The organism is Mesorhizobium sp. M1322 (assembly GCF_040318085.1).
In the GTDB taxonomy this organism is placed as follows: Bacteria; Pseudomonadota; Alphaproteobacteria; order Rhizobiales; family Rhizobiaceae; genus Mesorhizobium.
In genome coordinates, this window is record NZ_JAMYLP010000010.1 from 69,298 (window position 1) to 95,661 (window position 26,364).

Consider the following 26,364-nt stretch of genomic DNA (forward strand, 5'->3'; position numbering starts at 1 on the left):
CGAGGACTGCCGGATGCGAATGGTCATTTTCGGTCTCACCGTCACCTCCTCGTGGGGAAACGGACACGCGACGCTGTGGCGCGGCCTGATCCGGGCGCTGGGCGGGCTGGGCTGGTCCGTCACCTTCTTTGAACGCAACACCCCATACTATGCCGGCGCGCGCGACCTTGATCATCTCGATGGCGGCAATGTCGTTCTCTATCCGGACTGGGAGGACATTCGCCATGTCGCGGAACAGGCTATCGGGGAATCGGACGTCGTCATCGTCACGTCCTATTGCCCCGACGCCGTGGAGGCATCGCGCCTGGCGCAGCAGGCCTGTCGCGGGCTGAAAGCTTTCTACGATCTGGACACCCCGGTGACACTCGCCCGGATCGAACAAGGTCTTCGACCGGCGTATTACGGGCCCGAAGGCCTTCGCGATTTCGACCTCGTCCTAAGTTATACGGGGGGAACCGCAATCGACGCGCTTAAAACACTGCTGGGTGCCCGTCTTGTCTTGCCTCTCTACGGCCATGTCGATCCCGAGCGACACCGGCCGGCAGAGCCCCGGCCCGAATTTGCCGGGGATCTATCCTATCTCGGAACCTATGCCGCGGATCGCCAGGCCGGAGTCGAAAAGCTGCTGGTCCGCACGGCAGCGCGCCTGCCGGACCACCGCTTCGTCATCGGCGGCGCCCAATATCCGCACGAATTTCCGTGGGGCGAAAACATCTTTTTTGTCAGGCACCTTCCGCCTGCAGATCATCCGGCCTTCTTCTGCTCATCGCGTCTGACGCTGAACGTGACCCGCGAGGCGATGGCCAAGAGGGGCTGGTGTCCTTCGGGCAGGCTGTTCGAGGCGGCAGCCTGCGGTGCGGCTATCGTGAGCGACACCTGGCCCGGGTTGAGCAGTTTTTTCCAACCCGGCAGCGAGATCATCCTTGCGGATACCACCGACGACGTCGTTGCGGCAGTCTGCCTGTCCGACAGCGAAGTTGACGCAATCCGGCGCCGTGCGCGCGAGCGGGTGTTGGACGAACACACCTCTGCGCAGCGCGCCAGGGAACTGGACCGCCTCCTGTCCGAGGCATTGCAAGGCTCGACGGCGAGCGAGCCGTTGAAGGAAGCAATCTGATGCTGGGCATCGTGCCCGCCGCTGGCCGCGGCAGCCGCATTCAACCGCTCGGCTTCTCGAAGGAGCTCCTGCCGGTCGGTAGCCGCATCGACGGCCAGACCGAGCGCCCGTGCGCGGTGAGCGAATATCTGGTGCGTCGCATGGTGCGCAACGGTGTCGACAAAATCTGCTTCGTCATCGGATCGGGCAAATCTGACATCCTCGAATACTACGCCGCCGGCTACGGCGACGCCACCGCACTGTTCGTCGTACAGCCGACCCCCGTCGGTCTTTGCGATGCGATCTTCCGCGCCGCACCGCTCGTCGCACCGGACGAGACGGTTCTGATCGGTCTGCCCGACACGATCTGGTTTCCGGAAGATGGCTTCTGCCGCCTGCCGGACGACCGGCTGTCGTTTCTACTCTTCCCGGTGGATCACCCCGAACTCTTCGATGCCGTCGTTCTCGACCAGGGCGACCGCGTGACGGAAATCCAGGTCAAGCGACAAGACGCCGCATCGAACTGGATTTGGGGCGCGTTCAAGATGCCGGGCCGCATACTTCACCAGCTTGCCGCGCTTTGGCGCGAGCGGGAACAAAGCGACGAATACGTCGGTACGCTCATCAACGCCTATCTGGCGGCCGGCGGTGAGGCCTACGGCGTCAAGGCAGGCACCGCCTATGTCGACGTCGGCACTTTCAACGGCTACCGCACGGCACTTCGGCTGCTTGAGAACAACGACACTACGTTGGAGGAACCGAAAAACCTCATGTTCGCGCTGCGAGGGCAGTCGCAGATACCAAGCCATCCAGGCGGAGGCTAGCCATGCTGCATTCGAACGCCGAAATCCGTCGCCGCATCGATGCCCTTGGCCCGTGGTTCCACAATATGGAGCTGGCAGGCGTCGAAACCGCCCCCGACCATTTCCTCGGCAACTACCCGCTGATCAAATGGCGCAAGTTCGCCGACGCCATTCCTGCCGATCTGTCCGGCAAGGCCGTGCTCGACATAGGCTGCAACGCCGGCTTCTACTCGATCGAGATGAAGCGACGCGGCGCCGGCCGCGTCCTCGGCATCGATTTCGATGAAGCCTATCTGGCGCAGGCGCGCTTCGCCGCCGAAATCGCGGACTGCGACATCGAATTCCAGCAGCTGTCCGTCTACGACGTCGGCGCGCTGCGGGAGAAATTCGACATCGTCCTGTTCATGGGCGTGCTGTATCACCTGCGCCACCCCCTGCTCGCTCTCGATCTGATCCGGGAGCACGTCGCCGGCGACCTGATGATCTTCCAGTCCATGCAGCGCGGCAGCACCGAACTGCCTGCGCTCGATGAGAATTATCCTTTCTGGACACAGGATCTGTTCGACCGGCCGGAGTTTCCCAAGCTCCATTTCGTCGAACATCGCTATGCCGACGACCCGACCAACTGGTGGATTCCCAATCGCGCCTGCACCGAAGCGATGCTGCGCAGCGCCGGCTTCGAGATCGTGCTGCACCCGGAACAAGAGGTCTATTTCTGCCGCGCCGCCGATGAGCCGGGTGGTGGCGGCGCCGTCTACCCGTCGAAAGGACAACTTCATGATTGAAGCCGCGATGATCTGGAACGAGCCGAACAACAAGTCCCATTGGGATCCCGAACTCGACCCCGACTGGAGCCGCTTCGCCAATATGGCAATACTGGCCGCTGATGCGATCGCATCGGAAAACCCCGCCATGACCAAGATCCTGGGCGGCATTTCGCCGATCGATGCTGATTTCATGGCGCTCATGAAGGGGTACGGGGTGCTCGATCATGTCGATGCCGTCGGGGTGCATGGCTTCCCGCTCGACTGGAATCTCTGGCAGCTTCAGGAATGGCCCCAGAAGATCGGCGAGATTTCGAGCGTCACCGAGCTTCCCGTATGGGTCAGCGAAGTTGGTGTGTCGAGTTTCGGGGCCGAGGAGGTACAGCTGTGGGGTTTGCGCAGGAGCGCCGAACTGCTGCTCGGCAATGCCTCGCGTGTACAATGGTACAGCCTCTATGATCTTCCGCGCGAATGGGGGGCAACGACGCGCCATCGCGAGGCGGAAGGCTCCTCCTACTATCGCCACTTCTACATGGGCCTCCTACGCGAAGACGGCACGCCAAAACCCGCGCTTGAGGAATTCCTGCGTTACGCGCCCGAAATGGGACTGGTGCAATGGTTCCACTTTGAAGATCCCCGGCTGGACGACGCCGTCGCCTGGATGAAACGGCTGGGCGTCACCAATCTGCGCACCGGGCTTTCCTGGGCCGATAGTTTCAGGCCGAATGCACTGGACTGGTACGACCGGCAGATGGAAGCGCTTGCCGACTTCGACGTGACCATCACCTTCTGCTTCACTCCTGAGCACCGCGGAGTGATGCCGCACCACACCAGTCCGCCGCTAGTGCCGGAGGAATTCGCGGAGTTTTGCGCGACAATGACGCGCCGCTACGCTCCCGCCATGGCTGCCTCGCCGGTCAGAGCGGTGCGGGCTTCGGCAGCATGAGTCTGTCATGCAACTCGCACCCGATAGGCCCGGAACGCTCGCCGACTTCGCGGCCCTGTTGCTAGGCTCGGCACCGCATGGCTCTGACGGTGCTGAAATCATGATCGTTGTCGCGCATCCAGACGACGAGACCATCGGCATTGGCGGGCATCTTGCCGGATTGCGCGGATCTCGCATCGTTCACGTCACTGATGGTGCGCCGCGAGACCTTGACGACGCGCGAGCATACGGCTTCGAGACGTGGCAGGGCTACGCCGAGGCCCGCCATAAGGAGTTGGAGACGGCGCTGGCGACAGCGGGTTTGCCGTCGACGGCCCTGATCAGCCTCGGTTATCCGGATAAGCAAGCCGCCGGAAATCTTAGCTCGCTCGCACGGGAACTGACCGGCCTGTTGGCCGAGCGCGATGTCAGCTTCGTCTGTACGCATCCTTATGAAGGTGGTCACCCTGATCATGACGCGACCGCCTTTGCCGTCCATGCCGCCTGCCATTTGCTGCGCCGCCACGGACGCCATGCGCCGGCTATCGTCGAAATGGCGTTCTATTGCGCCGGGCCTGAGGGCGCGGTCCTCCAGGACTTCAACAGTGATTCCGGCAGTGACTGCATCGAACTGCACCTTACGGAAGCGGCTTTCGAACGGAAGCAGTGCATGCTGGCTTGCCACCGGACACAGCAACGGACGCTGGCGCCGTTTGCGGCGCGCGTCGAACGTTTCCGGGTGGCGCCCGCCTATGATTTCCTGGCGCTGCCGAACAACGGCAGGCTTTATTACGAGGCGCTGCCGCTCGGCTTCGAGCCGGCGGTTTGGCTCCACGCCGCAGCCGCTGCACATGAGGAGCTTGGGCTCGACCGGCCATGACCCTCACCGTCCTGAACGTCGCCTACCCTCTCGCGCCAGTCGGCCCGGATGCGGTTGGCGGTGCCGAGCAGGTGCTGTCGATGCTCGACCAGGCACTCGTGCGCGCGGGACACGGCTCCATCGTGATCGGTTGCCAGGGCTCCAAAGCAGCGGGCGTCCTCATCGAGACACCTGCTGAACCAGGCGTGCTCGACGATGCGGCGAAAAAACGGGCGCAGCGCTCCCACCGCGTGGCGATAGAATCCGCACGCGCCCGTTGGCCGATCGACGTGGTTCATCTGCACGGCATCGATTTTGATGCCTATCTGCCTGACGATGGCCCGACACTTGTAAGCCTGCACCTGCCGCTCGACTGGTATCCTGCCGAAGCCTTGCGCACGGTCCGTGACGATCTATGGCTTCACGCCGTCTCGGTGGCCCAACAGAGGACCGCGCCGCCCGGTGCCAGACTGGTTGCGCCCATTCCAAACGGCGTCGATATCGACGCGCTGAGCGGTCGGCAGTCCAAGCGCAACTTCGCGCTGGTGCTCAGCCGTATTTGCCCGGAAAAGGGCATCCATCTTGCACTGGACGCGGCCAAACATGCTGATGTGCCGCTGGTCATCGGCGGCAAGGTCTACCCATACGAAACGCACACGCTGTACTTTCGTGACGAAGTCCAGCCGCGCCTCGACAAGCGGTGCCGCTTCCTCGGTCCGCTCGGCTTCACCGCCAAACGGCGCTTTCTCAACGCCGCCCGTTGCCTGGTCATTCCCAGCCTTGCCGCAGAAACCAGCTCGCTTGTCGCGATGGAGGCCCTCGCCTGCGGCACGCCGGTTGTCGCCTTTCCAAACGGCGCGCTGCCGGACGTGGTCGAACACGGCAGGACGGGCTTTCTGGTGAACGACGTCGACGAGATGGCGGAAGCCATTGTCGCGGCATCCCGCCTGGATGCCGGCATATGCCGGGCCGAGGCGCGGCGGCGCTTTTCGCTCGACCAAATGATTTCGTCTTACATGGACGCCTACCATGCGCTGGCAGGGCTTGGTGCCGGCCGCAGGCGCCTCGCGGCGGTGCAGTGAGCGGTTTTCATGCTCCGCTCCGAAATCATCGACGATCCGGCCGCCCTTGAGGCCCTGGCGCCGCGCTGGCGGGAGCTCTGGGCGCACAGCCGGACGGCGACGCCGTTTCAATGCCCCGCCTGGCTCGTGCCGTGGTGGCGCACATTCGCGCCCGGAGAACTGGCGACGATCGCTGTCTGGCGTGGCGACGATCTGGTGGGATTGGCGCCGCTTTACCTGGAATACACAACTTCCGGTTCGAAACTGCTTCCGGTCGGGATTTCGTTGAGCGACTATCTGGATGTCCTGTGTTTCCCCGGCATCGAAGCGGCTGTTGGGGCCGCCATCGCCGACCGGGTCATTGCGATCAATTGGTCGCAGTGGATTTTGCTGGACTTACCGGCGGGTGCCGCGGGTCTCACTATTACGCACCCTGCGCTGGAGGCGGGTCAACTTGCCAATCACGCCGCTTGTCCCGTGCTCCCGATCGCCGGTGACGATGCGCTTGCGGTCTGCGTTCCGGCGCGGCGAAGACGCCAATTGCGCCGCGCACATAGAGCCGCAAGCGGGCGCGGCTGCGTCTCTATTATGCCGGCGCAAGCCGATCTGAAAGCATTTTTCGGCCACCTGGTCCGCCTTCACGGGGCGCGTTGGGCCGGGCGTGGCGATGGCGTTCTGGCCGATCCGGCTGCAGAAGAATTCCATCGGCAGGCGCTTCCCCTGCTTGCCGCACAGGGCCTTGTCCGCTGCTGGCTTGTTGCTATCGATGATGCGGTCGTCGGCGCCTATTACGGATTTCACCATCGCCACCGCGCCTACGCCTATCTTGGCGGTTTTGATCCGGCCTATGCCGAGGAAAGCCCCGGCGCAATCCTGATCGGTCACGCGATTGCCGAGGCGGCTCGTGAAGGGGCGCGGGAGTTCGACTTCCTGCGCGGCCAGGAGACCTACAAATATGGCTGGGGCGCGGTCGACCAATGGACAATGCGAAAGGTCTGGACGCGGAGCATGGCTCAATGAGCACGACTGGACGAAAACCATCGTCACAGGCGTCGACAGCAAGAATGGTGGTCGAGGAGTGCATGGCCGACAATGCCTGCGTCGAAGCTATCATTGCCCGGCTGGCGCTTCGCTTCGAGACGGGGATCGATGCCGCAGAACTGGCCGAAGTGGCGCTGGATATGTGTTCAGCCGATCTTCGCAACCGAGACAGGCTGGAGCGGATTGCCGAGCTGCTTCATCACAGGCCTGATATCTTTGCCATGCTGCGCGAAACAGGTGCGGCCGTTCGCCATGAGCGTAATGAGGAGGAAACGGATGCCGCGGTCGTCCGGCGGCTGGCCTCCGGCTTCGATGCCGCGGCGATGATTTCCTTGGCGGCGAGCGTTCAGCTGTCTTCGTTAGGAGACGAGGAGAGACTCACCGCCGCCACCGACGATATCGTCGTATGGTTGGGAAGGCAAGGCTTCACCGGCGCCGGCCAGGACATACTGGACATTGGTTGCGGCATCGGGCGTTTCGAAAGCGCGCTCTCCGATGCAGCGCACCGGATCGTCGGCATCGACATATCCCTAGAGATGATTTCGGTCGCTCGCCGGCGATGTGCCGGGCTGCGCAATGTGGAGCTGCGACTGACCTCTGGTCTCGATCTTGCCGATTTCAGCAACGCAAGCTTCGATTGCGTGCTGGCTGTCGACAGTTTCCCCTATCTGGTGCTGGCTGGCCTGGCGGAGCGGCATTTCAAGGAAATTGCGCGTGTTCTGAAAACGTCAGGCATGGCAGCACTTCTGAACTACTCCTATCGCGGATCGCCGGCGTTGGATCGTGCTGATGTTCACCGCCTCGCCGAAGCCCACGGCATGCAAGTCGTGGTTGACGGCGAGAAGCCGTTCCGCCTGTGGGATGGCAATGCCTTTCTTCTTATGGCATCCGACGGAACATTACGGCCCAATAATTGTTCGGGCCTCAAAGAGAAAAGGCACCTGTGAGTGCCCACAATCCGAAGGAGGACTAGATGGCATCCGGCGGCAAGATAGACATCATCTCTGCCGCCAGGGTAAAGGCTCTGGCGCCGGCGTGATGACCGGTTGGCCAAAGCACAAGGTCAAGGATACCGAGCGACGCCGGCTCGATGGCAATCGGATCAATTCCGATCAGTATCACGCTGCAGATCGGCTCTCTTAAGACTGACTGCTGCAACCGCAGACGCCAATCATGACCAGTGGCCAGCTGAGGTCGCGGAAGTCGAGTTGTCGAGCGCACCCGGGAATATTGCCCGAAGGAACCGAGGGGAAAGCATAGGCTTTCCCGACGAGACCAGCGGCTTCGAAACAATGCTGTGCAAGGGACGGCGCTGGTTGTGAGGACGGCGCGGCAATCCTTGCAAACTCTTATTGGTGTCACCACACTGGTGAAGGGATCAATTCATTAAGAGAACACTATGTCTCGCTCGAGCGACGATACCATCAGCCCGCAACTCCGGCTGGCAATAGACCGGAAGATTGCATCTCTGCTGACTGCTATCGAGCAGGAAAAGGTCCCCGACCGGCTGACTGATCTTGCGGTTCAATTGCAGAGCGCGCTTGTCGAGAAGCGTCGGTGCAACGCAAAGAAAGAAGACTAGCTATCGACGCCTGTCGACTGCGAGGTTCCCCTGTGCTTCGGAGAGGTGATTGCGTCTCTCCACCAATGTCTGCAACGAACTTTCGCCGAGGTATTCCAGCACGCTGGCGCGCGCTCGGTTCAGCCGGCTCTTTACCGTTCCCACCGCGCAACCGCATATTTCGGCAGTTTCTTCATAGCTGACGCCAAGAACCCCGATCAGCATCAGCACCTCGCGCTGATGTTCGGGCAGCCTCTGGACTGCGTTAGAGACTTCTTTGCTCTGAACGGACCACTCCTGCGTCGCCTCCGTAATCGGGATTGCGGAGGCGCAGTCAAGCAGGCCTGGTTTTTCCCTGTCGGCGGCCTTGATGCGCGTATAGTACGTATTGCGCATGATGGTGAAGAGCCACGACTTCATACGCGTTCCGGGTTCGAACTTATCGATGTTGGCGAGTCCTTTAGTCAACGTCTCCTGAACCAGGTCATCGGCGTCGTCAGGAACACGGCAGAAGGTGCGGGCGAAGGCTCGCAAGGCAGGTATCAGGTCAACGATGGAAACTTCATCCGTTTCCTGGTTGGCCAAGGGGTAGCCCCTGGAGGACAATGGTCCAGCTCCCAGCAAGAAAGAGTTGATGAACGCAGACCTAGCTAAATGCATGAAGGTTTGGATCGTTCCGGACATCGAAATAAGTCGCTAGAAAATCTCGGATGGGCGAAATACGCGCAAGCCGTGCGTTTTGCGGCTGGGCTCCTGTTGCGGCGAATTCCCGCCCGCTTGATCGGAGCAGCCAAGGGAAATGTCCCGCCCTTTCATCGGTTTCACGTCGCAAGCCGAGCCGCTTCTGGCCAAGGCAGGTGCCGATGCGGACGAAGGCTGATAAGGCTGGAATAAAAAGAGACGGCTGAGCAATTGTCCTGCCGGCTGTGGGCGCGAGAGGCGGCAAGCTCCGACGCCGGTGCATGCAGGCCATCTGTTCGCACGGTTACCGGAGCCGCGGCAACCAAGTGGGCGGAAGCATCCCTTTCGCTGCGGAGGCACCTATGACCGGTCGTTGTTCTTAGCCGCTTCCTCTCGCTGCTTTTTCAGGACTTCGTCAGTCCCGACCAGCTTTTTCGCCCCGCCGGAGATCGCTGTGGACACCACGGCCGGCGGGTCGCTCGCGGGAAAGGAATCCTCAAGTCCGGCCTGCAACTGGTCTTCCAAGGTTTTCGGCTCTTCCGACCGACCAGATGTCCTTCGGGTTTCCGCTTCCTCCAGCGGCTGTTTCATTTTCGGCGAACAACTGACCTCTCGAACGCAGGCGTAAAGCTGTTCGATGGCAAATTCCTTCATTGTCTCGAAATCGGCCCTCTCATGATGCATTGCTTCGATCTGATCGACCATGGCCTTCTCGAACCGGTCAAGGCTATCGCTTCCGCAGGCATGGCAAAGACGCAATAATGCTTCGTGGAGCACCTTCGGACCAAAATACGCAGACGCTTCGAGCTTGAGCCGCTGCAAATGCTCTGGAGGTACCGCGTGAAGTTTTGACATATGCAGCCCTTTCGCCTGATGAGCATATCAACGGCCATTATCGGCAGATGTTCCATTCATCCGGCACCGATGCATAGCTCTTGTTCAGCGGGCCGCCGCTTCCAAGGCGTGACGGCAAATTGCGTCATGTCCGGAATTCAGCTCATGCTTGACCGCCTCAAAGGCCGTCGCCGACCAGGTCGCGATAATGGCGGCGGCCAGAGTTAGATGAACACGATGGACATCCCGATTGTAGAAAGCGCCGATCAAGCGCCCTGCCAGAAGGTGAGAAAGGAACCTTTTATGAAACACGCCGTTTGCCAGTAGGTCGTTTTCATCAGCGATCTTTAAAACGATGGAAAAGGGTCTTGCTATGAACTACAAGATGATCTGTCTAGGCGCGATAGCGCTTTCTATGGTAAGCGGCGTTTCTCTTGCGGCAGGCGCCGACACAGGCACGTCTGCCTTGGATGACCCCGCAAAGATGGAGCCGTTCTACACGGACTCCAGCATGAAGACCCTGCGGTCCGACGACGAGTTCACGGCAGCTTGGAAAGCGCTGACGGACGAGGACCGCATGGCAATGACAAAAGTCTGCAATGAGGAGATGGCAAACGCGAACGCTGCCAACACCCACCCTGAATTCTGCAGCAATGTCAAAAAGCTCGGCGGCGAGTCGACACAGAACTGAACCATGGGAAGGCGGGCGGCGGCCCGCCTTTTGGTTAGCGACTGTGGGGAAGGGACGCGATAGCCGCGTGGGGTCGGCTATCTCAACGGGCCGCTCCGCCACTCACGGCCATGCGAATGCCAAGGCCAATGATGAAACAGCCGGCGATGCGCTGCTGCCAGAGTAGTATCTTTGGTTGCTTCATCCATTCGCCAAGCGTACCGGACGCGAGCGCGTACGCGCCTAGCACCAACACGCCTGTTACCTTTTGCGTGCCACCCAGCAACAGCAATTGCAGCGTCACCGATCCTCGATCCGGGTCAATGAATTGCGGAAGGAACGCAACCATGAACGTGATGGGCCAGGGATTTAAGAGATTGGCGATCATTCCTTCTCGTGCAGCAACCAGCGGACGAAGATGTCCATGCTCTTCGACGGCAACTTCCGTGGCTGGAGAGCGTAACAGGCTTAATCCGAGCCAACACAGATAAGCGGCGCCAGACCATCGGAGCAGATTGAATGCCAGCGGCGAGGCCGCGACCAATGAAGACACGCCTAATGCGAGGAGAGGCAATTGAACAAGACCCGCCCCCACAGTCATGCCCAGCACCGTGAAAAACGCCGTGCTGCGCCCGTGAGAGATAGCGCGTGCCGTCACAAGCAGGCTATCGGGACCGGGCGGTGCCTGCATGAAGATAACTGTCCCCAGGAAAGCTACCCACAACACGGGATCCATGATCCTGCTCTTTAGCCTAATATTTGCGCAGTGTCTTTGAACCGCTTGGTGTCTTTGAAGATTCCAATTCCAGGCAATTAAGTCCCAGCGGTCCACTGCGCTTGATTTGTCGACTGACTTGGTATTACAGGCGAATTTCCTGCAATTGCCAAGTCAGTAAGGCCGGTTGAAAGACTCGAATGGCCCGACATCTGCATTCTCGGAGCGGAGCCCCTGGCGATCCCTTGCCGGGGCTCCGCAAGCCGGCGGCATAAGGAATTATGCGGCCGCTTGAAGGGCGCGTTGGTTGACACCACCCTCGCCTAGCCCCGTCAGGGCTTCGTCGGTCGCGACCTCTTCCTTGAGCGTCGCTTTGAGAAGGGCGGCAACATCGGCCTTTCCCATCTGTTCTGCCCAGGCGATAAGAGTTCCGTACCGGGCGATCTCGTAATGCTCGACGGCTTGCGCCGCTGCGACCAGTCCGGCATCGAGCGCAGGAGCACCTTCATATTCTTCGAGGATCTCCGAGCCTTCTTCAATGATGCCGTCGATCGCCGGACAGGTCTTGCCGCGTGCTGCCTTGCCAAACTTCTCGAACACTTCCTCGAGACGGTCGACGTGAGCTTCCGTTTCCATACGATGCTTTTCGAAGGCAGCAGTCACTTTTTCCGACTCCGCACCCTTCGCCATTTTCGGCAGGGCCCTCAGTATTTTCTTTTCGGCGTAGTAAAGATCTTTGAGCCCGTCGAGGAACAGGTCCTCAAGACCCTTGGTTGTCGCTTTCGCGGCTTTCTTCGCAGTTGGCATGATCGTCTCCCGCTGGGGTTGGAGCTAGCTTCCCTAACTAGGAAGGCGTCCGATAACCCCGCCGGCCGGCAACAAGTTCCCTGAGATTCGAGCCGCTGGAAATTTTCCGACGCCCTGGGTTCGCATAGTCAGGTGCTGCAAAGGGGTACGCTGGCGAGCGGAGGCGCAGCGCCGCTCGCCTTTCGGACCCGCCCCCGGTAGGCCCGCGCCGAGCAATCGGTTCAATCGATCCGCCTGATACGGCCCTTGTCGAGACGGAACACTCCATCCTGCCCGCCCTGCCTCTCAAAATCGGTAAGCAGATCGTCCCATGTACCCAGGAATTCGCCGCAGTCGTCGCAAAAGATCCGGTCGTCAGGACCGGCGTCGGCCGGAATCCTCAGCCTTATCGTCAGGCAATAAGGGCACTCCAACTGGTGGTTGAGATATTGTTTGGTCATGGACGATGGCGAGAATGCACCGGAAATGTGGCCCCTGCAACCTCGCTAGCGCTGGTCTGACGAGTTCGGTCAGAAATGTACAACGATAGGGCATCACGGCGATTGTTGCGATCCGGGAATCACGAGCGCGCCTTCGTCAGGGGCCGAATATTCAAAGCCGATGAAGAACGCAGCAAGGTTTGCGCGCAGATAATTGCAATTGCTGCCAGTGCGGTTCTGGACAACAGCTTACGTGGTTCGCGGTTTTGCACCGCTGAATCGGTCCGCTCTCTGGTCGAGACGACGGAGGTTCAAGACCGCTTGAACCCTTCATATCCCGTCTAGGAGGCCACCCAGACTGAGCCGTCGGCGGAATGTTGTCGGAAGTCACCTCACCCCGCTTGAGTTTTCTGATGGCTTCGTCGGCTTCGATTTCATCCAGGCCGGAAAGCGGCAAACCGTCAACGATGACGGCTTCCTCGCTCTCCTCGTCATAGACTTCCCACAAGCCCTCCGAATCCTGTCGTTTGTTGTAGATGGTTGGCATGGCCGCTCCCTAGATACCGCTATTGAATACGTGCTACCCACTCCAGAGCCTCGGTCCTTTCGTCCGCCGGGAACACCCGTGTTTCGATCTGCGGGAAAAGCGCGCCCGTCATCTCCGTAGCTGCCTTGATCCACTGTTTTTCGGACACTACTGCGGCACGCTGGAAGCGGTGGAATTCGCCAAGTTTGCTCAAGCCGTACTGCAGATCGCGGCGCAACGCGGCGCCCGTCATGTCCTCCAACTCCGTAAGGTCGGCCAGGATGCCGATCTCTTGATGTTCGCTCAGTTTCTCTTCGATGGCCGGGATGACTTTATCGTAGTCCTCCGCCGTGACGGTACCGGCAACGCGAAATGCGGCGACATTCTCAGGAGCAGAAATTACCTCGATCACTTTTTCCTCCTTCAAATGGGGTTTCAGGGTTATGCCGAACAACTCAAGCCGCCCACGGATGTTCCCTGGTCCTAAGCGTTTTGCGATCCTAATTTGACGCTCATAAGCCGGGCGCAAATGGCACAGAGTTGTGCAGCGACCATCGACGGCGCAGGGCAAATCCAACAGTGCAAGACGATCGCACCGAGCATAAGACGTTAATCGGCCGCTTTCCTTGGCGGCTCCCGGGTCGCATGTGTGACGACCGTATAGCGCGTAACCGGCCCCTCATCGGGGTCTTCTCCTTGAAAGTGAACGTCCGCGTTCACTGGTAGCCGGCTGGTCTTGCCGAATTCCTTGACTGCGGACGCACGGACGAGTTGGATGGCCGGGTCCTGCTTCATAATTTTTATTGCCGCAAGCTCGGCAGTACTGCTGCCGCCAATGCGCCAGCTGGCTTCGAGCACACCGGATCGCCAGGTACCCGACGAATCGACGCCCTGGCCGATATCGTAATTGCGCCGCGAGGCGAAAAACCCAGGGTATTCAGCCATCGCCGCGTCATAGGCCCTCGCCTGCGCCGTTGCCAAAGCTAGTGCGCGAGGAAGCTGAAGATCTTCGAGAGCTTCCCATCCGCCGCGCACTACAATGAGATCGGATCCGCCATAAACGGATTGTCCCGCATTATCGGTCGCCGTCCTTTGAGTGCCGTAGTAGGCGACCATTATTTCGTCGATCTCCGTTCTGCCAACACTTAGCGTGACGATGTCGCGAAGGTCCGCCTCGAGCACCAGACCGCACTCGTCCAAGTCAGGGGAGTTGTATCGCTCGAGCAGTCTCTCGACGTCAGCGACCGTGCGAACGATGTGCTGGTCTTGGCCTCGCGAAGAAAGCGGTGGTTTAATTCGGGCCGGCCCGAGGCTCAGCAGACGTTGCGCTGCTCGCAGCGCATCGTGCCGCGAAAACACGGTGTAGCCAGGCAATACTGCTGCGCTGACAGTTCTGCCGAAGCCGGTTGACCATTCTTTCGGTCGCTCGGCCAAGCCGTCCACCAGTTCATGGGTTATCGCCTTGGTCATTGCGAAGCGCCAAGGCACCACGCCGCCGAAGAGGTCTTGCGGCCCGTTGATACCCAGCCGTGCCGCATCAGTGGCAAGCAAGCTGTCGTCAGGCACGAAATACAAGCACCCGCCATTGCCGCCGCTGTTGCCTAGGCCCTGCCGGAAGGCAAATCCCTTGAGGCCCGCAATCGTGCGGGCAACGGCAGCCATGGCTTCCCGTTCGTGAGCGTAGAGGGGCTCGCAGCCCGGCGCGGAGAATGCGATCACGGTCCCTTTTGCCTCGCTCGGCTGAGTGCCTCTGTGCTCGGTCATCTCGCTCGTCCTTGGTGATACTTCGTTATGGCTGCGGGTTACCGATGTTGTGGCCCGCTACTCGCTCGGACCCCAAGAGAACGCGCAAGAAGGCAGAAACGTTCAGCCTGGCTTGGCCGGCTCGCCGTCTTTTGCGCCCTTTTCGAACGATATCCGTCGGGAACCGCTACCCGGAGCGCGCGATTAGGGGATAGACGTCAGGTTCAGATCGTGTCTGAAGGTGAGCGCCTAGTGGCGAAATTCGAAAACAGTATCGGATGAATTCGGTGACGTTGCTGGTTCAGCCGCGCCTGGTTAACGACCCCTTCTCGGATGCGGGGCTTCTTCTGGATTTCCAATTTGGCAACCGGGCGATGCTCTTCGACATTGGTGATCTGTCACCACTTTCGCCGCGTGAGATCCTGCGCGTCAGCCACGTATTCGTATCACACATGCACATGGACCACTTCGCCGGCTTCGACCGGCTCCTGCGGTTATTTCTATACAGGAACAAAACAGTGCATTTTTTCGGCCCGCCTGGGCTGACCGAGGCGGTGCAAGCCAAGCTCAACGCATACACGTGGAATCTCCTCGACGAAGAGTCCCACGACTTCATGATAGTTGCCTGCGACTGGACGCCGGCCGGATTTCATCATTCCCGCCTGTTTCGGGCGCGGTCGGGCTTCGCTCGGCAAGACACGGCCTCGACCGCAGCCGAGGGAAATGTACTGCTCGACGATCCCGATTTCCGTGTCGAAGCAGCAATGCTTGACCACGGCATTCCATGCCTTGCATACGCGTTTCAGGAAAAGATCCGGGTCAATGTGCAAAAACCGCAACTGGAAGCACTGGGTTTGCGCGTCGGACCTTGGCTAAGCGAAGCCAAGCGTGCGGTCCGGCGCGGAGCCGATCCGGAAACGACGCTGGCCCCAACCGCGAATCGGCATATCTCGGTCGGCGAACTGATTGGTGCCGGAGCCCTGAGAACCGGTCCCGGACAGAGGATTGTCTATGCGACCGATCTCGCCTTCAATGAGGCAAATCTTGCGCGTGTGGTTGCGCTTGCGCACGACGCGAGCCAGTTGTTTATCGAGGCGGGCTTCCTGCAGGAAGATCGCGAGCTGGCCGCAGCGAAGCGGCATCTCACGGCAGCCGAAGCCGGCACTATCGCCAGGCTTGCAGGTGTTGAACATGCCGTGCCGATGCACTTTTCGGCCCGTTATCTCGGACACGAGGACAAACTACATGCAGAGTTCGCGGCAAATCTAGGCGTCGGAAGCCCTTCTCAACCCGGGACGATGAACACCAGCGTTTAAGCAAGAGCCGGGACGGCGGCGTTTTCGATCACGCACGTTGAAGATCCCGGCGGACCGTTCGTCGCCGTCGGCTCGCAAGGATGGCGGAAAGGGTGACCGGGCGAAAATCCCAGCTGTCGACGCCCGTGTCGTACTGGCGCGGAACCGGGGTCAGCCTGCCATGGGAATGGCCATGCAGATCGATCGATTTTTTGCCGATCTGATTCCAGGTGCGAAAAGGATAATGGCAAAGGACCAGCAACCTGCCGTCTATCGTCAGCTCCTTATAATGTTGAGTGCTGGCCCAACCTGCGGCGCCGACGGTCGCTGCGCCATCGTTGTTGCCGATAATCAAATGCTTCTGGCCATGAAGAGACGACAGGAGCAATGCAACGAATTCGGCCGATCCCCTCGCAAAATCGCCGAGATGCCAGATCTCGTCGTCTGGGTTGACGGTTTCGTTCCACAGCGAAATCAGCGTTCGATCGTGTTCTGCCAGCGAGCCGAACGGGCGACGATCGATCCGCAGGGTGCGGGGATCGCTGAAATGTGTGTCGGCCGTGAAATAGATCATGGTCGTTCACAGCCTTTGCGGGCGATATAGACCAACGAGCCCGATCCTCCGCATGCAGCATCGAGCCTGGAGCGGGATGAGATAGCGCGCCATCACGCTCTGGCCACCTCTGCTTGTGTTTGGCAGAGGCTTGGAACTTCCATCAAGGACCTTCGTGGCATCACCTCGCATCATCCCAAACTGCGCGAAGTGGGTGAGATCGCAAAAATCTAGTCTAGCATGGACAGGCTAAAGCGCGTCGAGTTTGACCGGCCTCATGCGACGCGCTTTAGCGTTGTCGTTTTTATGCATGTCGTTATCGCAAAACCGCTGCACAATTTTGCGCGACATGCATTAGTGGCAAGTCCGGCAGCAATTAACATTTGAGGTGGCGAAAACGATCAGACACGGCTAGCAGCGCGACGACCAGCGCCAGGGTCTCTCGCTGGGCATTCAGCCGCCCCTCGATCTCTTCATTCGTCAACCCGGACATGTGGATCGCTTCCAGTTTCAGGCGAAACGGCAAAATCGCGTCGTTGTTCCGGAGTTCAGCTCGTCGGCTCGCCCGAAGACGCGGCCTATTCTTCCCTGAATGCCCGTTGGACTTGGTCCGCCAAAGGTTTCACGAGATAGGACAGCATGGTGCGGCTGCCGGTCGAAAAGAACACCTCGACAGGCATTCCAGGCGCCAAGGTCAGGCCTTTGAGCCTGGTAAGCTCTGCGCGCGGCAAAACAACATGCACGGTATAAAAGCCGGCGCCTGTTTTCTCATCGAGATTGAGGTCGGCGGAAATCTTGCTGACGGCACCGTTCAGTTCCGGCGTTGTTTGCTGATTGAATGCCGACAGCCGCAAGGTCGCGCTTTGCCCTGGCGTCAATTGATCGATGTCTTGCGGAGCCACGCGCGCCTCGACAGTCAGATCGTCTGTCACCGGGACAATCAGCATGATGAGCTCTCCCGGAGAAATAACTCCGCCGACCGTGTGCACGCCGAGCTGATGAACGACGCCGGTCTGCGGACTGCGTATATCGATCCGCTTGAGCTGATCTTCGGCCGAAACCTTGCGTTCGACGAATTCAGAGATCTTTGCCTGGACGTCTCGCAGCTCGCTCGCCACCTCGCTGCGCAAATCCTGGTCGATCTGAATGATCTGCAACCGGGTTTCCGCGACACGACCCTTCGCCTGCGCAATCGATGCAGTCAGTTGCCCGTGCTCACCTTTAAGCCGCACGGCATCGCGTTCAAGCGCAGTAATGCGATCGATTGAAACCAGCTTGCGCTGCCAAAGTCTGCGCATGCCTTCAAGCTCAAATCCGATCAACTTGATTTCCTGGCTTTTGGCATCTCTTTGCTCGGTCAAGCCGGAAACTTCTTCGGCAAGCTGCGCAATGCGCTCCTCCAACTGAGCCTTCTGACCGGCGCGTGCCTGTCGGCGAAACTCGAACAGAGATTGCTCGCCGGCCATCGCCCGACCAACCTCAGGGACACTCTGCCGTGACACAAGCGAAGCTGGAAAGATGATGCTTCCTTTGCCGTCGCGCTCAGCCTCAAGGCGAGCCAGGCGCGCCTCGAATTCGTCCAGGCTCTTCGTGACGATCGCCAAATTGGCCCGGGTGATCGTCTCATCGAGGCGGATCAACACCTTGCCCGATTGCACGGCATCGCCTTCCCGGACGAAGATTTGGCCGACCACGCCACCGGTTGGATGCTGTACTTTCTTGACACTGGAATCGACGACCAATTTTCCCGAAGCGATAACGGCTCCGGAAAGCTCGGTGACGGCAGCCAAACTCCCCGCCCCGCCAACCAGCAGGATGCAGGTTGCGACACCGCCAAGCAGATAGCGTCGAATGGTGCGATCCGCCGCGAATGTCGTGCGTTGCGCCATCAGGATGCCGTCTCTTCAAGTCCGGAAACGACCTTCAAGGGAACGCCTGCTGGGCGAGTTATCTTGTTCAAGATCTCATTCTTCGGGCCAAAGGCCTGGATACGGCCGTTCGCCATAACAAGAACCCGATCCAGACTGGCCAGCGCGCTCGGCCGGTGCGCGACCACAATGGCAATACCGCCTCGCGCGCGAACACCTTGAATTGCTTCCGTCAACGCGGCCTCGCCTTCCGCATCGAGGTTGGAATTAGGCTCGTCGAGAACAACAAGAAACGGGTCGCCGTAGAGAGCCCGGGCAAGCGCAACCCGCTGCCTCTGGCCCGCCGAAAGCGACGATCCGGCCTCGCCGATCCGCGTCTCGTAGCCTTCCGGCAGGTGGATGACGAGATCATGAACGCCGGCCGCGCGCGCAGCCGCCAGTATCTTGTCCGAGGGCGCTTGCGGTTCGAAGCGCGCGATATTCTCGGCAATGGTGCCATCGAACAGTTGCACATCCTGAGGCAAATAGCCGACATGGTTGCCCAGCTCTTCCGGCGACCACTGGTCGAGCGTTGCGCCATCAAGCCTGACGGTTCCGCGAACTGGGAGCCATATGCCGGCAATCGCGCGCACGAGCGATGACTTGCCGGAAGCGCTCGGCCCGACAATGCCGAGGCCGACGCCCTTTTCCAATGCAAAGGTGGCGTCCTGCACGACCATACGACGCTCCCCCGGCGGCGTGACACTGATACTTTCGACCGAAAGAGCAGATCTCGGCGCAGGCAGCGAGACACTTGTCGCAGTTTCGGGCAGCAGGGCCAAAAGCTGTGTCAGCCGCGCCCAGGCCTGGCGCGCGGTGACGAAACCCCTCCAGTGCGCGATAGCCAGTTCAATCGGTGCGAGCGCCCGGCTCATCATGATCGAACTGGCGATCATGATGCCGCCGGTCGCTTCCTGATGGATGACGAGATACGCGCCGATCGCCAGGATACCCGATTGCAGCATCATGCGCAGGATCTTCGAGATCGTTCCGAGGGTCCCAGCAAGGTCGCTCGCTGTTGCATTGGTGTCGAGATAGTCAGCATTGATCCCGGACCAGCGCTCGGCGATGCGCGATCCAAAGCCCATGGCCTGCAGAACCTCGACATTGCGACGTGTCGCTTCGGCAAGTGTATTGCGCGCCGCCGCTTGACTGTTTGCCTTTCTGGCGGGCTCTCTCGTGCGAATTTCGGCAAGCAATGTCAGGCTGAAGAGAATGACCACGCCGGCCAGCGCCGTCATGCCGATCCAGAAATGGAACAGGAAGCAGATTGCGAGGTAGAGCGGCATCCAGGGCAGGTCGAAAAGCGCGGTCGGACCGGCGCTCGACATAAACGAACGCACCTGATCAAGATCGCGCAACGATTGAAGGCCGTCGCCTGCGAGCTTGGTGCGCAACGGCAAACGCATGAGGGCGGCATAGACCTGTCCGCTCAAGCGCGCGTCCAACGCCATCCCGATGCGCACTAGCAAACGCGACCGGATGAGCTCAAGAGCGCCCTGAAAAACAAAGAGCGTGCCGGCAAACACGGCGAGCCCGACGAGCGTCGGCACGCTGCGGCCAGGTATGACGCGATCATAGACCTGCAGCATGAAGAACGAGCCGGTCAGCGCCAGAACATTGACGACGCCGCTCATCAACGCAATTCCGGCCAACGCTCGCCGGAAGGAAGCCAGAACCGCTGCGAGGGTCGTTCGCGGCTCGGATGGATGGGGATGCGACATCGCCTTCACATCAATCCTGGTTCAGTCTCAGGCTGCAATGACCGCGCCCGAAATCAGGCATGATGACGAACGTGTCTGTGCCGAGCCCACCGTCAGGTGTTATGTCTAGATAATCCAATCGTTCAACGCATAGGCATGGATGTAGTCGATCTGCATTTCTGCAGGTGTCGCAAGCCCGTCGGCAGGCGTTCCCGCGATACCGCCAACCGCCAGATCGACCAGCATATACATTGGCTCGTGCATGTCGGCAGGCGTTGCGGCACGGGCAACTTCGACGTCGTCGAAATACCAGACGAGCTCGTCTTCTGTCCACAGCACCCCGTATGTGTGGAACCCTGCGGTATCCGCGACATAGGCGGTAGAGGATAACGTTGTATGAGTCCCCGTCGCGTTCGAGTGGCCTGTCAAAATAAGCTTGTTTGGATCCTGACCGACCATCTCGACGACGTCCAGTTCCGGTGGCCAGGAGCCGTCCGCCGGGAGAAGCCAGAAGGCCGGCCATACACCTTGTTTTTCGGGCATGTCGGCCCGAATTTCGAAATAGCCGTAGGTCTGCGCGAAGGATTCGTAAGTCGTCAGCAAACCTGATGTGTATTGGTAATTGTTTATGTAGGGCCGGATCGCCTCAGGCGCCCGGGCGGCGGTAATCGTGAGAACACCGTCCTCAACGCTGAACGGATTGACGGAACTTGTCGGGGCGTAGTTGGTATCAATATACCATTGAAGCTCGTTGTTGCCCGTGAGCGAGCTGCCGTTTGCGGCCCCCCACCAGAAATTCGAGTCCCAGGTGCCGCTCGAACCATTCCACAGGTCCAGCGTGTCGAACTCGTCCGAAAAGGTGAGTTCCAGAGCCGACCTGTCCACGGCCAGCTTGAACTGGCTTGCGGTGAAGTCGCCGACGGTCTTGTTGGCGAAGATGAGAAACTCGCTGTCGGACAGATTGAGTCGGACGTTCGCTCCCGACTGCACCATGTTGGCGCGCACCTCCTCGAAGGAGGTGAAGCCGTAGCTCCCGACGCGAACGGTATCCGTCGCGCCAAAGTCCAGGATCAGATCGCTGCCGTTGCCGGGGTTCACGACGAAAATATCCGCCCCCGATCCGCCCTTCAAAACGTCATCGCCGCTTAAGCCGTCGAGCGTCTGTTGGCCGGAGCCCCCGGTGATGATGTTGTTCAGTTCGTTTCCGAAAGCATAGCGTTTGTCGCCGGTGACCGTCAGGTTCTCGAAATTCGTTGGGAGCTTATAGCTCATCCAGGTCGAGATGGTGTCCACCCCCCCGCCGGACAGCTCGACCGCTTTGTTTTTCGAGGCATACAGATAGTAGATGTCATCGCCCTTGCCGCCACGCATTGTGACGGTTACGTTAGCGTCGCCATACATAGAGTCGTTGTACGTGCTGCCATACAGTGCTGGGCCGGAATTCGTCGCCGAATACCACTTTACGGAGGACCCGCTGTAGGGAAGTGGAACGCCCTTGGCGTTCAGTACCGTGGCCATCCCGGTCTTTTCTCCTTGTAGCCTCGATAGCAGCCCTACCATATATCGAGGCAAAAGGAGCCAGTACGTATTGGCTTTCGACCTAGGAGAGTTACCAAAAGCCTAACACGTCGTGGGACCTGTGGGGGAAATCCGGACCCCAGTCCCAAAGCACCAGGTTGCAATTCTCCGTTTCGGCACCAGGAGCAAAATTCGGAACCAGAATACCAGCAATGCCTTGAGGTCGGTCATAGATGGACCATGACGCTGAAGCGATTCTCATCACGGAGAGGATGCGGCCGTCCTCAGCCCGCTCTTGGAAAAATACGAACACCGGAGCTTATCGGTCAGGAGATGTTCCCACCGATCGTACGCCAGGTTGTCCGGCACGGGCTCACTTGAAGCATGCTCGAACCGACCATGCCGCGCTGCTCTGAGCAACGCGGCAAGGTCAGCAGCGCCAGCGACCTATTTAGCTGGACCCAATAGGAGGTCGAGATCGACCGCATCCGCCATCGCCTTGTATCCCGCGTCATTGGGATGGAGGTTATCGCCGCAGTCGTAGTCGTCGCGCAGATATCCCGGCTTGGCCGGGTCTTCCATCACCTTGTCGAAGTCGATCACGCCGTCAAAGCCGCCGCCGGTGCGGATCCATTCGTTCACAGCGACGCGTATCTTTTCCTTCTCGGGTGTGTAGTAACCTTCCGTGGGAAGCCCTTTGAAGGTGTCGGCGAAAGGGGTCAACGTCGCGCCGACAATGCGCACGCCATGGGCATGCGCGCGGTCGATGAGCTGTTTATATCCGGTGATAATGTCTTCGGCGGTCGGTTCCTTGTCTTCCGGCGTGATTGCTTTTTCTCCGGGCCAGCCGATATCGTTGATGCCCATCATTACGACGACCGTCGAGACATTGGGATGGCTCATGACGTCAGAATCGAAACGTGCGAGAGCATTGACACCCATACCGTCGGTCAACACGCGATTGCCCGAAAAAGCTTCGTTAACCACCGCGACCTTGCGGTTAGCCTCCTGCAATCGCTTGGCGATATGGTCTGGCCAGCGATTATTGGCATCGGGGGTCGAGCAATTTCCATCCGTGATGGAATCGCCGAAAAACACTATCGCCTGGGATTCCGGTGCGGCGTCGACCCATATATCGCTCAGAAAAAGGCGCGATTTGAGTGTGCTGTCAGCCTTGAACGCCGCGTCGTTCGTGAAATTGCCCGGGCCGGAGATGTAGGCGGTTTGCACACCATCCCAATGCACCGACGAGAGCGCCGTCTTCTTCGGCAGGAAGATGCTGACCGAGATTTCGGAAAGCGCTTCTGCCGGGAGGGCGACGGGATCGCTGAGGATCGGGGCTCCCGGCGGAATGACCACAGAACTCTTGCCGCCCCAGGTGATGGGCTTCAGGGTCGCCTGATCGACGCCGTCCTTGCCTGCTATTCCTACGCTGCCGGCACCAACAGTCAGCGGCCTAGCGCCGAAAGCATTCGATAGGACGACCCGGACGGTATTGCCGCCAACGCTGATGCGGGCAACCTGGCGGACGGTCTGATTCTCCAATACCTCCGGCACTCCGAAAGGCGCAGGAAGATCATCCGACCAGCGCGGAGCAGGTGTGGCAGCCCAGGTGGTGATCCAGGCTCCCTTTTCGGCGCATTGTGCGCCGAAACCAGCGGTCGCGGAGCCGGCCGCAACAGCTGCACATATCAGGATAGTTTGGCGCAGACGCCATTTCCTCCCTGCTGCGGGAGAAAGCGCCGATGAAACCTTACCTGCAAAGCTAAAACACCTATTGAGCTGCACTTTCATCTCCTCCTCGAGACATGCTGGTAATGCCGCCGCCGGCCTAATTATGACGGGCTGAACAGGAAATGAAATTGAACTTCCGTTGCGATCCTGGACCAGCGCCAGGAGCAAGATGTCCGACTGTGGCAGAGGGATGCCGCCCGCCCTGTTTCCGGCGAGCGGCGGAATGCGCAGGCCTGTTCGAGCGTGACCGCGTACTGCGGTTCGAGTGAAGGCCACCCAGAACCAAATCTGGCTTGCGGAAGGCGTTAGCTTTGCCCCAAAAGTGCACGCTCTAACTCTTGCCATTCCTCATCAAGCGTCAAGATCGACGGCGCGGCGTCGCAGCGACGATATCAATATTCCGCATTCGATTGATCGCCTTCCTTGCGATGCAGGTAGGCGTGCACGCGCATACCCGCCGTATCGTCGCGCATCTGCGCGCGCTCGTGCGCCTTATCCCAATCGCCCTTTGCATCCCACCAAGGCATCATTGAACGACCAAACGCGAGTAGCCAAGAGCAACAGACTCTAATGCGGTGCGATTGAGAATTGTCAGCGAGCCGCGGTCGTATTGGGTCAGATACCGCCGTTCCCACTCTCTCAGGCAACGGTTCACTTTCGCTCGAGACGCCGGGATCATTGCCGCGAGGTCGGTCTGCGAAATGTGGATGCTTTGAGCTCCATTCACGGTAACCGTGCTGTGCGGGAGCTCAGTCAATCGCAAGAGCGTGCTCGCCAATCGAATGGATAGGGCACTGGACGCACCGTGGATCACTCGCTCTTGCGCATCGTGCGTTGCTTGGCATAAGTACGGGATCACCTTCAGTGCGAGATCTGGGTGCTTGTCGAAGACACTAGCCATGAAAGCTGCTTCGATTTGGAGCAAGTCGCTGTCCACGACTGACGCAGCGTTCATGTTACTGTGTCGCGCGATGAACAATCTAGTCAGGTCGAAAGTGTCACCGGGACCAAGATCGGAAAAGATGAATTCTCGGCCGTCTGAGAGGGGAACACTAAGACGAACCTTTCCGTGAATTACGTAGTAGATATAACGCGGTACGTCCCCAAGGTGAGTTAAGACTTTATTCTTTGGAACCCTCCTTAGGATGGCTGCTTTCGCCATCTCGCTAAGAGTATCTTGCCCAAATTGCCGAAATAAGCGTATTTTGTTCAGCTGTTTGACCCGAACCTCAGCGCCATTTTCTGCCATGGCTCCTCTCCCTCCCTGATAGGGTAAGCGCCCCGGTCCCCTAAAGCGTTGCCTTGACTACCTCTTTGAACGAGTCCGATTTCCGGTCCGTTCTCGCGCAGACGCGTTAAGGCAGAAAATATTAACACATTAGGATGCGATAAAATAGCGACTCGTCTGTGCCCGGGGTAACAGCGGCATGTCTCTGAGACATTTAAATCAAATCTAACCGACTGGAAGCCGTTGGGATAACCCCCCTCCTTATGTGATGGCGTGTGCCATGACTCATAGAGGAGAAGGGATGCAACAGGATTCGGGGGGTCGCCTCATGCGGCATGCACCAACCGACGCGTCGCGTGCGCTCTGGAAGCGGAGCGTAGAGCCGCTACGGCTCCCCGTGGGAGCAGTTTGCGTGTTTCTCGCAACTGCTGATTTCCTCCTTGGACAGACAATACTTCTTGCGTCGATTGAGCTCTACCATAGGGCCTTCGGCGTGAGGCCGCCAGATATCTGGGATTCGATCTGCCTAAGTGTTACCGCCGGCCTATTGCTGGTCGCATTCATGACCGCCAGGGGCGCCTACACGGTTAGTGGCATCCTGGACGATCACTGCAGGATCAAAACACTTTTCAGCGGCTGGCTGTTTGTTTTCTTTTCAATTCTCTGGCTCGCCTTTCTCACGAAGACGACGTCGACGTTCTCGCGCGGCTCCCTGACGCTGGCGTTTGCGGTCGGATTCCCAATCCTGCTGCCAGGCCACGCGGTTCTAGCGCGTGGGCTGAAACGGCTCCTGGCGGCTGAGAAACTCGTGTTGCGCACAGTTTATCTGTTTTACTCTGGCGTTCCTGGAAACGAACAGGGGATAATCAACAAGCTTGGGCAACAGGGCATCGCGGTTTGTGGTGTTTCAAACATCGATAACTATGATGGCACGATCGCAGCACGATCGGTGCATGCCGCCGTCGCAGCTGCACAGGCTGCGTTCCGTAATGGCTCGTATGGGGCAGTTTATCTCTTTTGCTCTTGGGATCAGCGGAAGTTGATCGAACGCATCTTGGAGGAAATGTCCCGCCTCCCGCTGCCGATCTATCTTTTCGCCGACGCCTACATAGATAGAATTCTCGCTGGATGCCCGCTGCACACCGGCTGGCAGCGAGCCTTCGAAGTCCAGCGTATGCCGTTGAGGCCTGCCGAACGCCTGCTCAAGCGGTTGTTCGACATTGTTGTTGCATCCCTGCTACTGCTGTTCCTGAGTCCGTTGATGGCCTTGGTCGCATGTGCCATAGCGCTCGAGAACGGTCGCCCTGTGCTGTTTCGGCAGGTGCGACGAGGTTTTGGTGGTAAGCCGTTCAATATTTACAAATTCCGATCGATGACGGTGCAGGAGAACGGTACACAAATTCGCCAGGCTCAGCGTAATGATGCGCGGGTTACCCGACTTGGCCGAATATTACGCCGGTCAAACATCGACGAGCTGCCGCAATTATTCAACGTGCTTCGGGGGGAGATGTCCCTGGTTGGGCCCCGACCTCACGCCATCGCTCATGACGATACCTATAGTGTGATCATTGCGAGCTATGCTTATCGTCATCATGTAAAACCCGGTTTGACAGGCTGGGCTCAGATCAATGGCTTTCGAGGGGAAACGAAGGAACTCTGGAGGATGGAAAAACGCGTTGAGCACGACCTCTGGTATATAAAATCCTGGAACATGATTCTCGACATTAAGATAATGTGGAAAACTGCTCTACTGATCTTTTCGGATCGTAATGTCTATTGATGTATATAGCAGCTTCTCAGGAAGCTAAATGGAGATAAGTAGTCGATCCTCCGACCGATTTATCGGATAATTTTGATTCTGATGCTTCGGGCGATCCCGCCGCCAGAGAGCACATTACATCGAGCCTCACAATCGGGTTCG

General features: G+C 59.2%; 27 protein-coding genes and 2 pseudogenes. 12 read left to right on the forward strand and 17 right to left on the reverse strand.

What is annotated here, in order from left to right; translation table 11 throughout:
* Positions 1-13 precede the first annotated feature (13 nt).
* The 9 genes from NKH12_RS06300 (at position 14) to NKH12_RS06340 (ending at position 8,131) form a co-directional block, all read left to right on the forward strand.
* Complete coding sequence (locus NKH12_RS06300; RefSeq protein WP_352952339.1) at positions 14-1,117, forward strand: CgeB family protein; 1,104 nt, start codon at positions 14-16, stop codon at positions 1,115-1,117.
* A complete protein-coding gene (locus tag NKH12_RS06305) occupies positions 1,117-1,920 on the forward strand; it encodes a nucleotidyltransferase family protein (protein WP_352952340.1) in 804 nt (267 codons plus the stop codon). Before NKH12_RS06300 ends, NKH12_RS06305 begins: the two co-directional genes overlap by 1 nt.
* Positions 1,921-1,922: 2 nt before the next feature.
* Entirely contained in the window at positions 1,923-2,684 is a 762-nt protein-coding gene (locus NKH12_RS06310) for a TIGR04290 family methyltransferase (RefSeq protein ID WP_352952341.1), read from the forward strand.
* Complete coding sequence (locus tag NKH12_RS06315) at positions 2,677-3,609, forward strand: glycoside hydrolase 5 family protein (protein WP_352952342.1); 933 nt, start codon at positions 2,677-2,679, stop codon at positions 3,607-3,609. Before NKH12_RS06310 ends, NKH12_RS06315 begins: the two co-directional genes overlap by 8 nt.
* Before the next feature lie 7 nt (positions 3,610-3,616).
* Positions 3,617-4,468 carry a PIG-L deacetylase family protein gene (locus tag NKH12_RS06320; protein ID WP_352952343.1) on the forward strand — a complete coding sequence of 284 codons (852 nt, stop codon included), beginning with the start codon at positions 3,617-3,619 and terminating at the stop codon, positions 4,466-4,468.
* The gene (locus tag NKH12_RS06325) at positions 4,465-5,529 is read left to right on the forward strand and encodes a glycosyltransferase (RefSeq protein WP_352952344.1); all 1,065 of its coding nucleotides are present in this window, start codon (positions 4,465-4,467) and stop codon (positions 5,527-5,529) included. The genes NKH12_RS06320 and NKH12_RS06325 overlap by 4 nt, the downstream gene beginning before the upstream one ends.
* A 9-nt stretch (positions 5,530-5,538) precedes the next feature.
* Positions 5,539-6,528 carry a GNAT family N-acetyltransferase gene (locus NKH12_RS06330; protein ID WP_352952345.1) on the forward strand — a complete coding sequence of 330 codons (990 nt, stop codon included), beginning with the start codon at positions 5,539-5,541 and terminating at the stop codon, positions 6,526-6,528.
* 62 nt (positions 6,529-6,590) lie between these two features.
* Positions 6,591-7,496, forward strand: a complete 906-nt coding sequence (locus NKH12_RS06335) for a class I SAM-dependent methyltransferase (RefSeq protein ID WP_352952346.1) — start codon at positions 6,591-6,593, stop codon at positions 7,494-7,496.
* 452 nt (positions 7,497-7,948) lie between these two features.
* Positions 7,949-8,131: a hypothetical protein gene (locus NKH12_RS06340; protein WP_352952347.1), complete on the forward strand. Its 183-nt coding sequence runs from the start codon at positions 7,949-7,951 to the stop codon at positions 8,129-8,131.
* On the opposite strand, the gene NKH12_RS06345 is transcribed toward NKH12_RS06340, so the two are convergent.
* The 3 genes from NKH12_RS06345 to NKH12_RS06355 form a co-directional block, all read right to left on the reverse strand.
* Complete coding sequence (locus NKH12_RS06345) at positions 8,132-8,695, reverse strand: sigma-70 family RNA polymerase sigma factor (RefSeq protein ID WP_352952348.1); 564 nt, start codon at positions 8,693-8,695, stop codon at positions 8,132-8,134. It lies immediately after the preceding gene.
* Positions 8,696-9,151: 456 nt separating this feature from the next.
* Entirely contained in the window at positions 9,152-9,646 is a 495-nt protein-coding gene (locus tag NKH12_RS06350) for a hypothetical protein (RefSeq protein WP_352952349.1), read from the reverse strand.
* A gap of 84 nt (positions 9,647-9,730) precedes the next feature.
* Positions 9,731-9,895, reverse strand: coding sequence for a hypothetical protein (locus NKH12_RS06355; protein WP_352952350.1), 165 nt, complete (start codon positions 9,893-9,895; stop codon positions 9,731-9,733).
* A 103-nt stretch (positions 9,896-9,998) separates the two neighbouring features.
* On the opposite strand from NKH12_RS06355, the gene NKH12_RS06360 reads away from it, so the two are divergent.
* On the forward strand, positions 9,999-10,316 hold the full coding sequence (locus NKH12_RS06360) for a hypothetical protein (RefSeq protein WP_352952351.1): 318 nt from the start codon (positions 9,999-10,001) through the stop codon (positions 10,314-10,316).
* Positions 10,317-10,398: 82 nt separating this feature from the next.
* Here NKH12_RS06360 and NKH12_RS06365 read toward each other — a convergent pair whose 3' ends face one another.
* The 6 genes from NKH12_RS06365 to NKH12_RS06390 form a co-directional block, all read right to left on the reverse strand.
* Positions 10,399-11,031, reverse strand: a complete 633-nt coding sequence (locus NKH12_RS06365) for a LysE family translocator (protein WP_352952352.1) — start codon at positions 11,029-11,031, stop codon at positions 10,399-10,401.
* A 258-nt stretch (positions 11,032-11,289) separates the two neighbouring features.
* Positions 11,290-11,817: a YciE/YciF ferroxidase family protein gene (locus NKH12_RS06370; protein ID WP_352952353.1), complete on the reverse strand. Its 528-nt coding sequence runs from the start codon at positions 11,815-11,817 to the stop codon at positions 11,290-11,292.
* Positions 11,818-12,038: 221 nt separating this feature from the next.
* Positions 12,039-12,257, reverse strand: coding sequence for a hypothetical protein (locus NKH12_RS06375; RefSeq protein ID WP_095486378.1), 219 nt, complete (start codon positions 12,255-12,257; stop codon positions 12,039-12,041).
* Positions 12,258-12,408: 151 nt separating this feature from the next.
* A complete protein-coding gene (locus tag NKH12_RS06380; RefSeq protein ID WP_352952354.1) occupies positions 12,409-12,783 on the reverse strand; it encodes a hypothetical protein in 375 nt (124 codons plus the stop codon).
* A gap of 19 nt (positions 12,784-12,802) precedes the next feature.
* Entirely contained in the window at positions 12,803-13,216 is a 414-nt protein-coding gene (locus NKH12_RS06385; RefSeq protein ID WP_352952355.1) for a SpoIIAA family protein, read from the reverse strand.
* 155 nt (positions 13,217-13,371) lie between these two features.
* Entirely contained in the window at positions 13,372-14,526 is a 1,155-nt protein-coding gene (locus NKH12_RS06390) for a DUF3182 family protein (protein ID WP_352952356.1), read from the reverse strand.
* A 266-nt stretch (positions 14,527-14,792) separates the two neighbouring features.
* Here NKH12_RS06390 and NKH12_RS06395 point away from each other — a divergent pair, with 266 nt between their 5' ends.
* Positions 14,793-15,821, forward strand: a complete 1,029-nt coding sequence (locus NKH12_RS06395) for a ribonuclease Z (RefSeq protein ID WP_352952357.1) — start codon at positions 14,793-14,795, stop codon at positions 15,819-15,821.
* A 28-nt stretch (positions 15,822-15,849) separates the two neighbouring features.
* On the opposite strand, the gene NKH12_RS06400 is transcribed toward NKH12_RS06395, so the two are convergent.
* From NKH12_RS06400 to NKH12_RS06430, 8 genes and pseudogenes are all read right to left on the reverse strand, one after another.
* Positions 15,850-16,374, reverse strand: coding sequence for a metallophosphoesterase family protein (locus NKH12_RS06400; RefSeq protein WP_352952358.1), 525 nt, complete (start codon positions 16,372-16,374; stop codon positions 15,850-15,852).
* A gap of 557 nt (positions 16,375-16,931) precedes the next feature.
* On the reverse strand, positions 16,932-18,242 hold the full coding sequence (locus NKH12_RS06405; RefSeq protein ID WP_352952359.1) for an HlyD family type I secretion periplasmic adaptor subunit: 1,311 nt from the start codon (positions 18,240-18,242) through the stop codon (positions 16,932-16,934).
* Entirely contained in the window at positions 18,242-19,984 is a 1,743-nt protein-coding gene (locus tag NKH12_RS06410) for a type I secretion system permease/ATPase (protein WP_352952360.1), read from the reverse strand. Before NKH12_RS06410 ends, NKH12_RS06405 begins: the two co-directional genes overlap by 1 nt.
* Before the next feature lie 105 nt (positions 19,985-20,089).
* Positions 20,090-21,481, reverse strand: coding sequence for an endo-1,3-1,4-beta-glycanase EglC (eglC, locus tag NKH12_RS06415; RefSeq protein WP_352952361.1), 1,392 nt, complete (start codon positions 21,479-21,481; stop codon positions 20,090-20,092).
* A 91-nt stretch (positions 21,482-21,572) separates the two neighbouring features.
* A pseudogene (locus NKH12_RS30560) lies at positions 21,573-21,728 on the reverse strand (RES family NAD+ phosphorylase); the annotation flags it as partial.
* A 200-nt stretch (positions 21,729-21,928) separates the two neighbouring features.
* Positions 21,929-23,275: an SGNH/GDSL hydrolase family protein gene (locus tag NKH12_RS06420; protein WP_352952362.1), complete on the reverse strand. Its 1,347-nt coding sequence runs from the start codon at positions 23,273-23,275 to the stop codon at positions 21,929-21,931.
* A 245-nt stretch (positions 23,276-23,520) separates the two neighbouring features.
* Positions 23,521-23,736, reverse strand: a pseudogene (locus NKH12_RS06425) (hypothetical protein); the annotation flags it as partial.
* A gap of 5 nt (positions 23,737-23,741) precedes the next feature.
* Positions 23,742-24,464 (reverse strand): Crp/Fnr family transcriptional regulator, encoded by a 723-nt coding sequence (locus tag NKH12_RS06430; protein WP_352952363.1) that lies wholly within the window; start codon positions 24,462-24,464, stop codon positions 23,742-23,744.
* A 391-nt stretch (positions 24,465-24,855) separates the two neighbouring features.
* On the opposite strand from NKH12_RS06430, the gene NKH12_RS06435 reads away from it, so the two are divergent.
* Positions 24,856-26,223, forward strand: coding sequence for an exopolysaccharide biosynthesis polyprenyl glycosylphosphotransferase (locus NKH12_RS06435; RefSeq protein WP_352952364.1), 1,368 nt, complete (start codon positions 24,856-24,858; stop codon positions 26,221-26,223).
* The last annotated feature ends 141 nt before the right edge of the window (positions 26,224-26,364 follow it).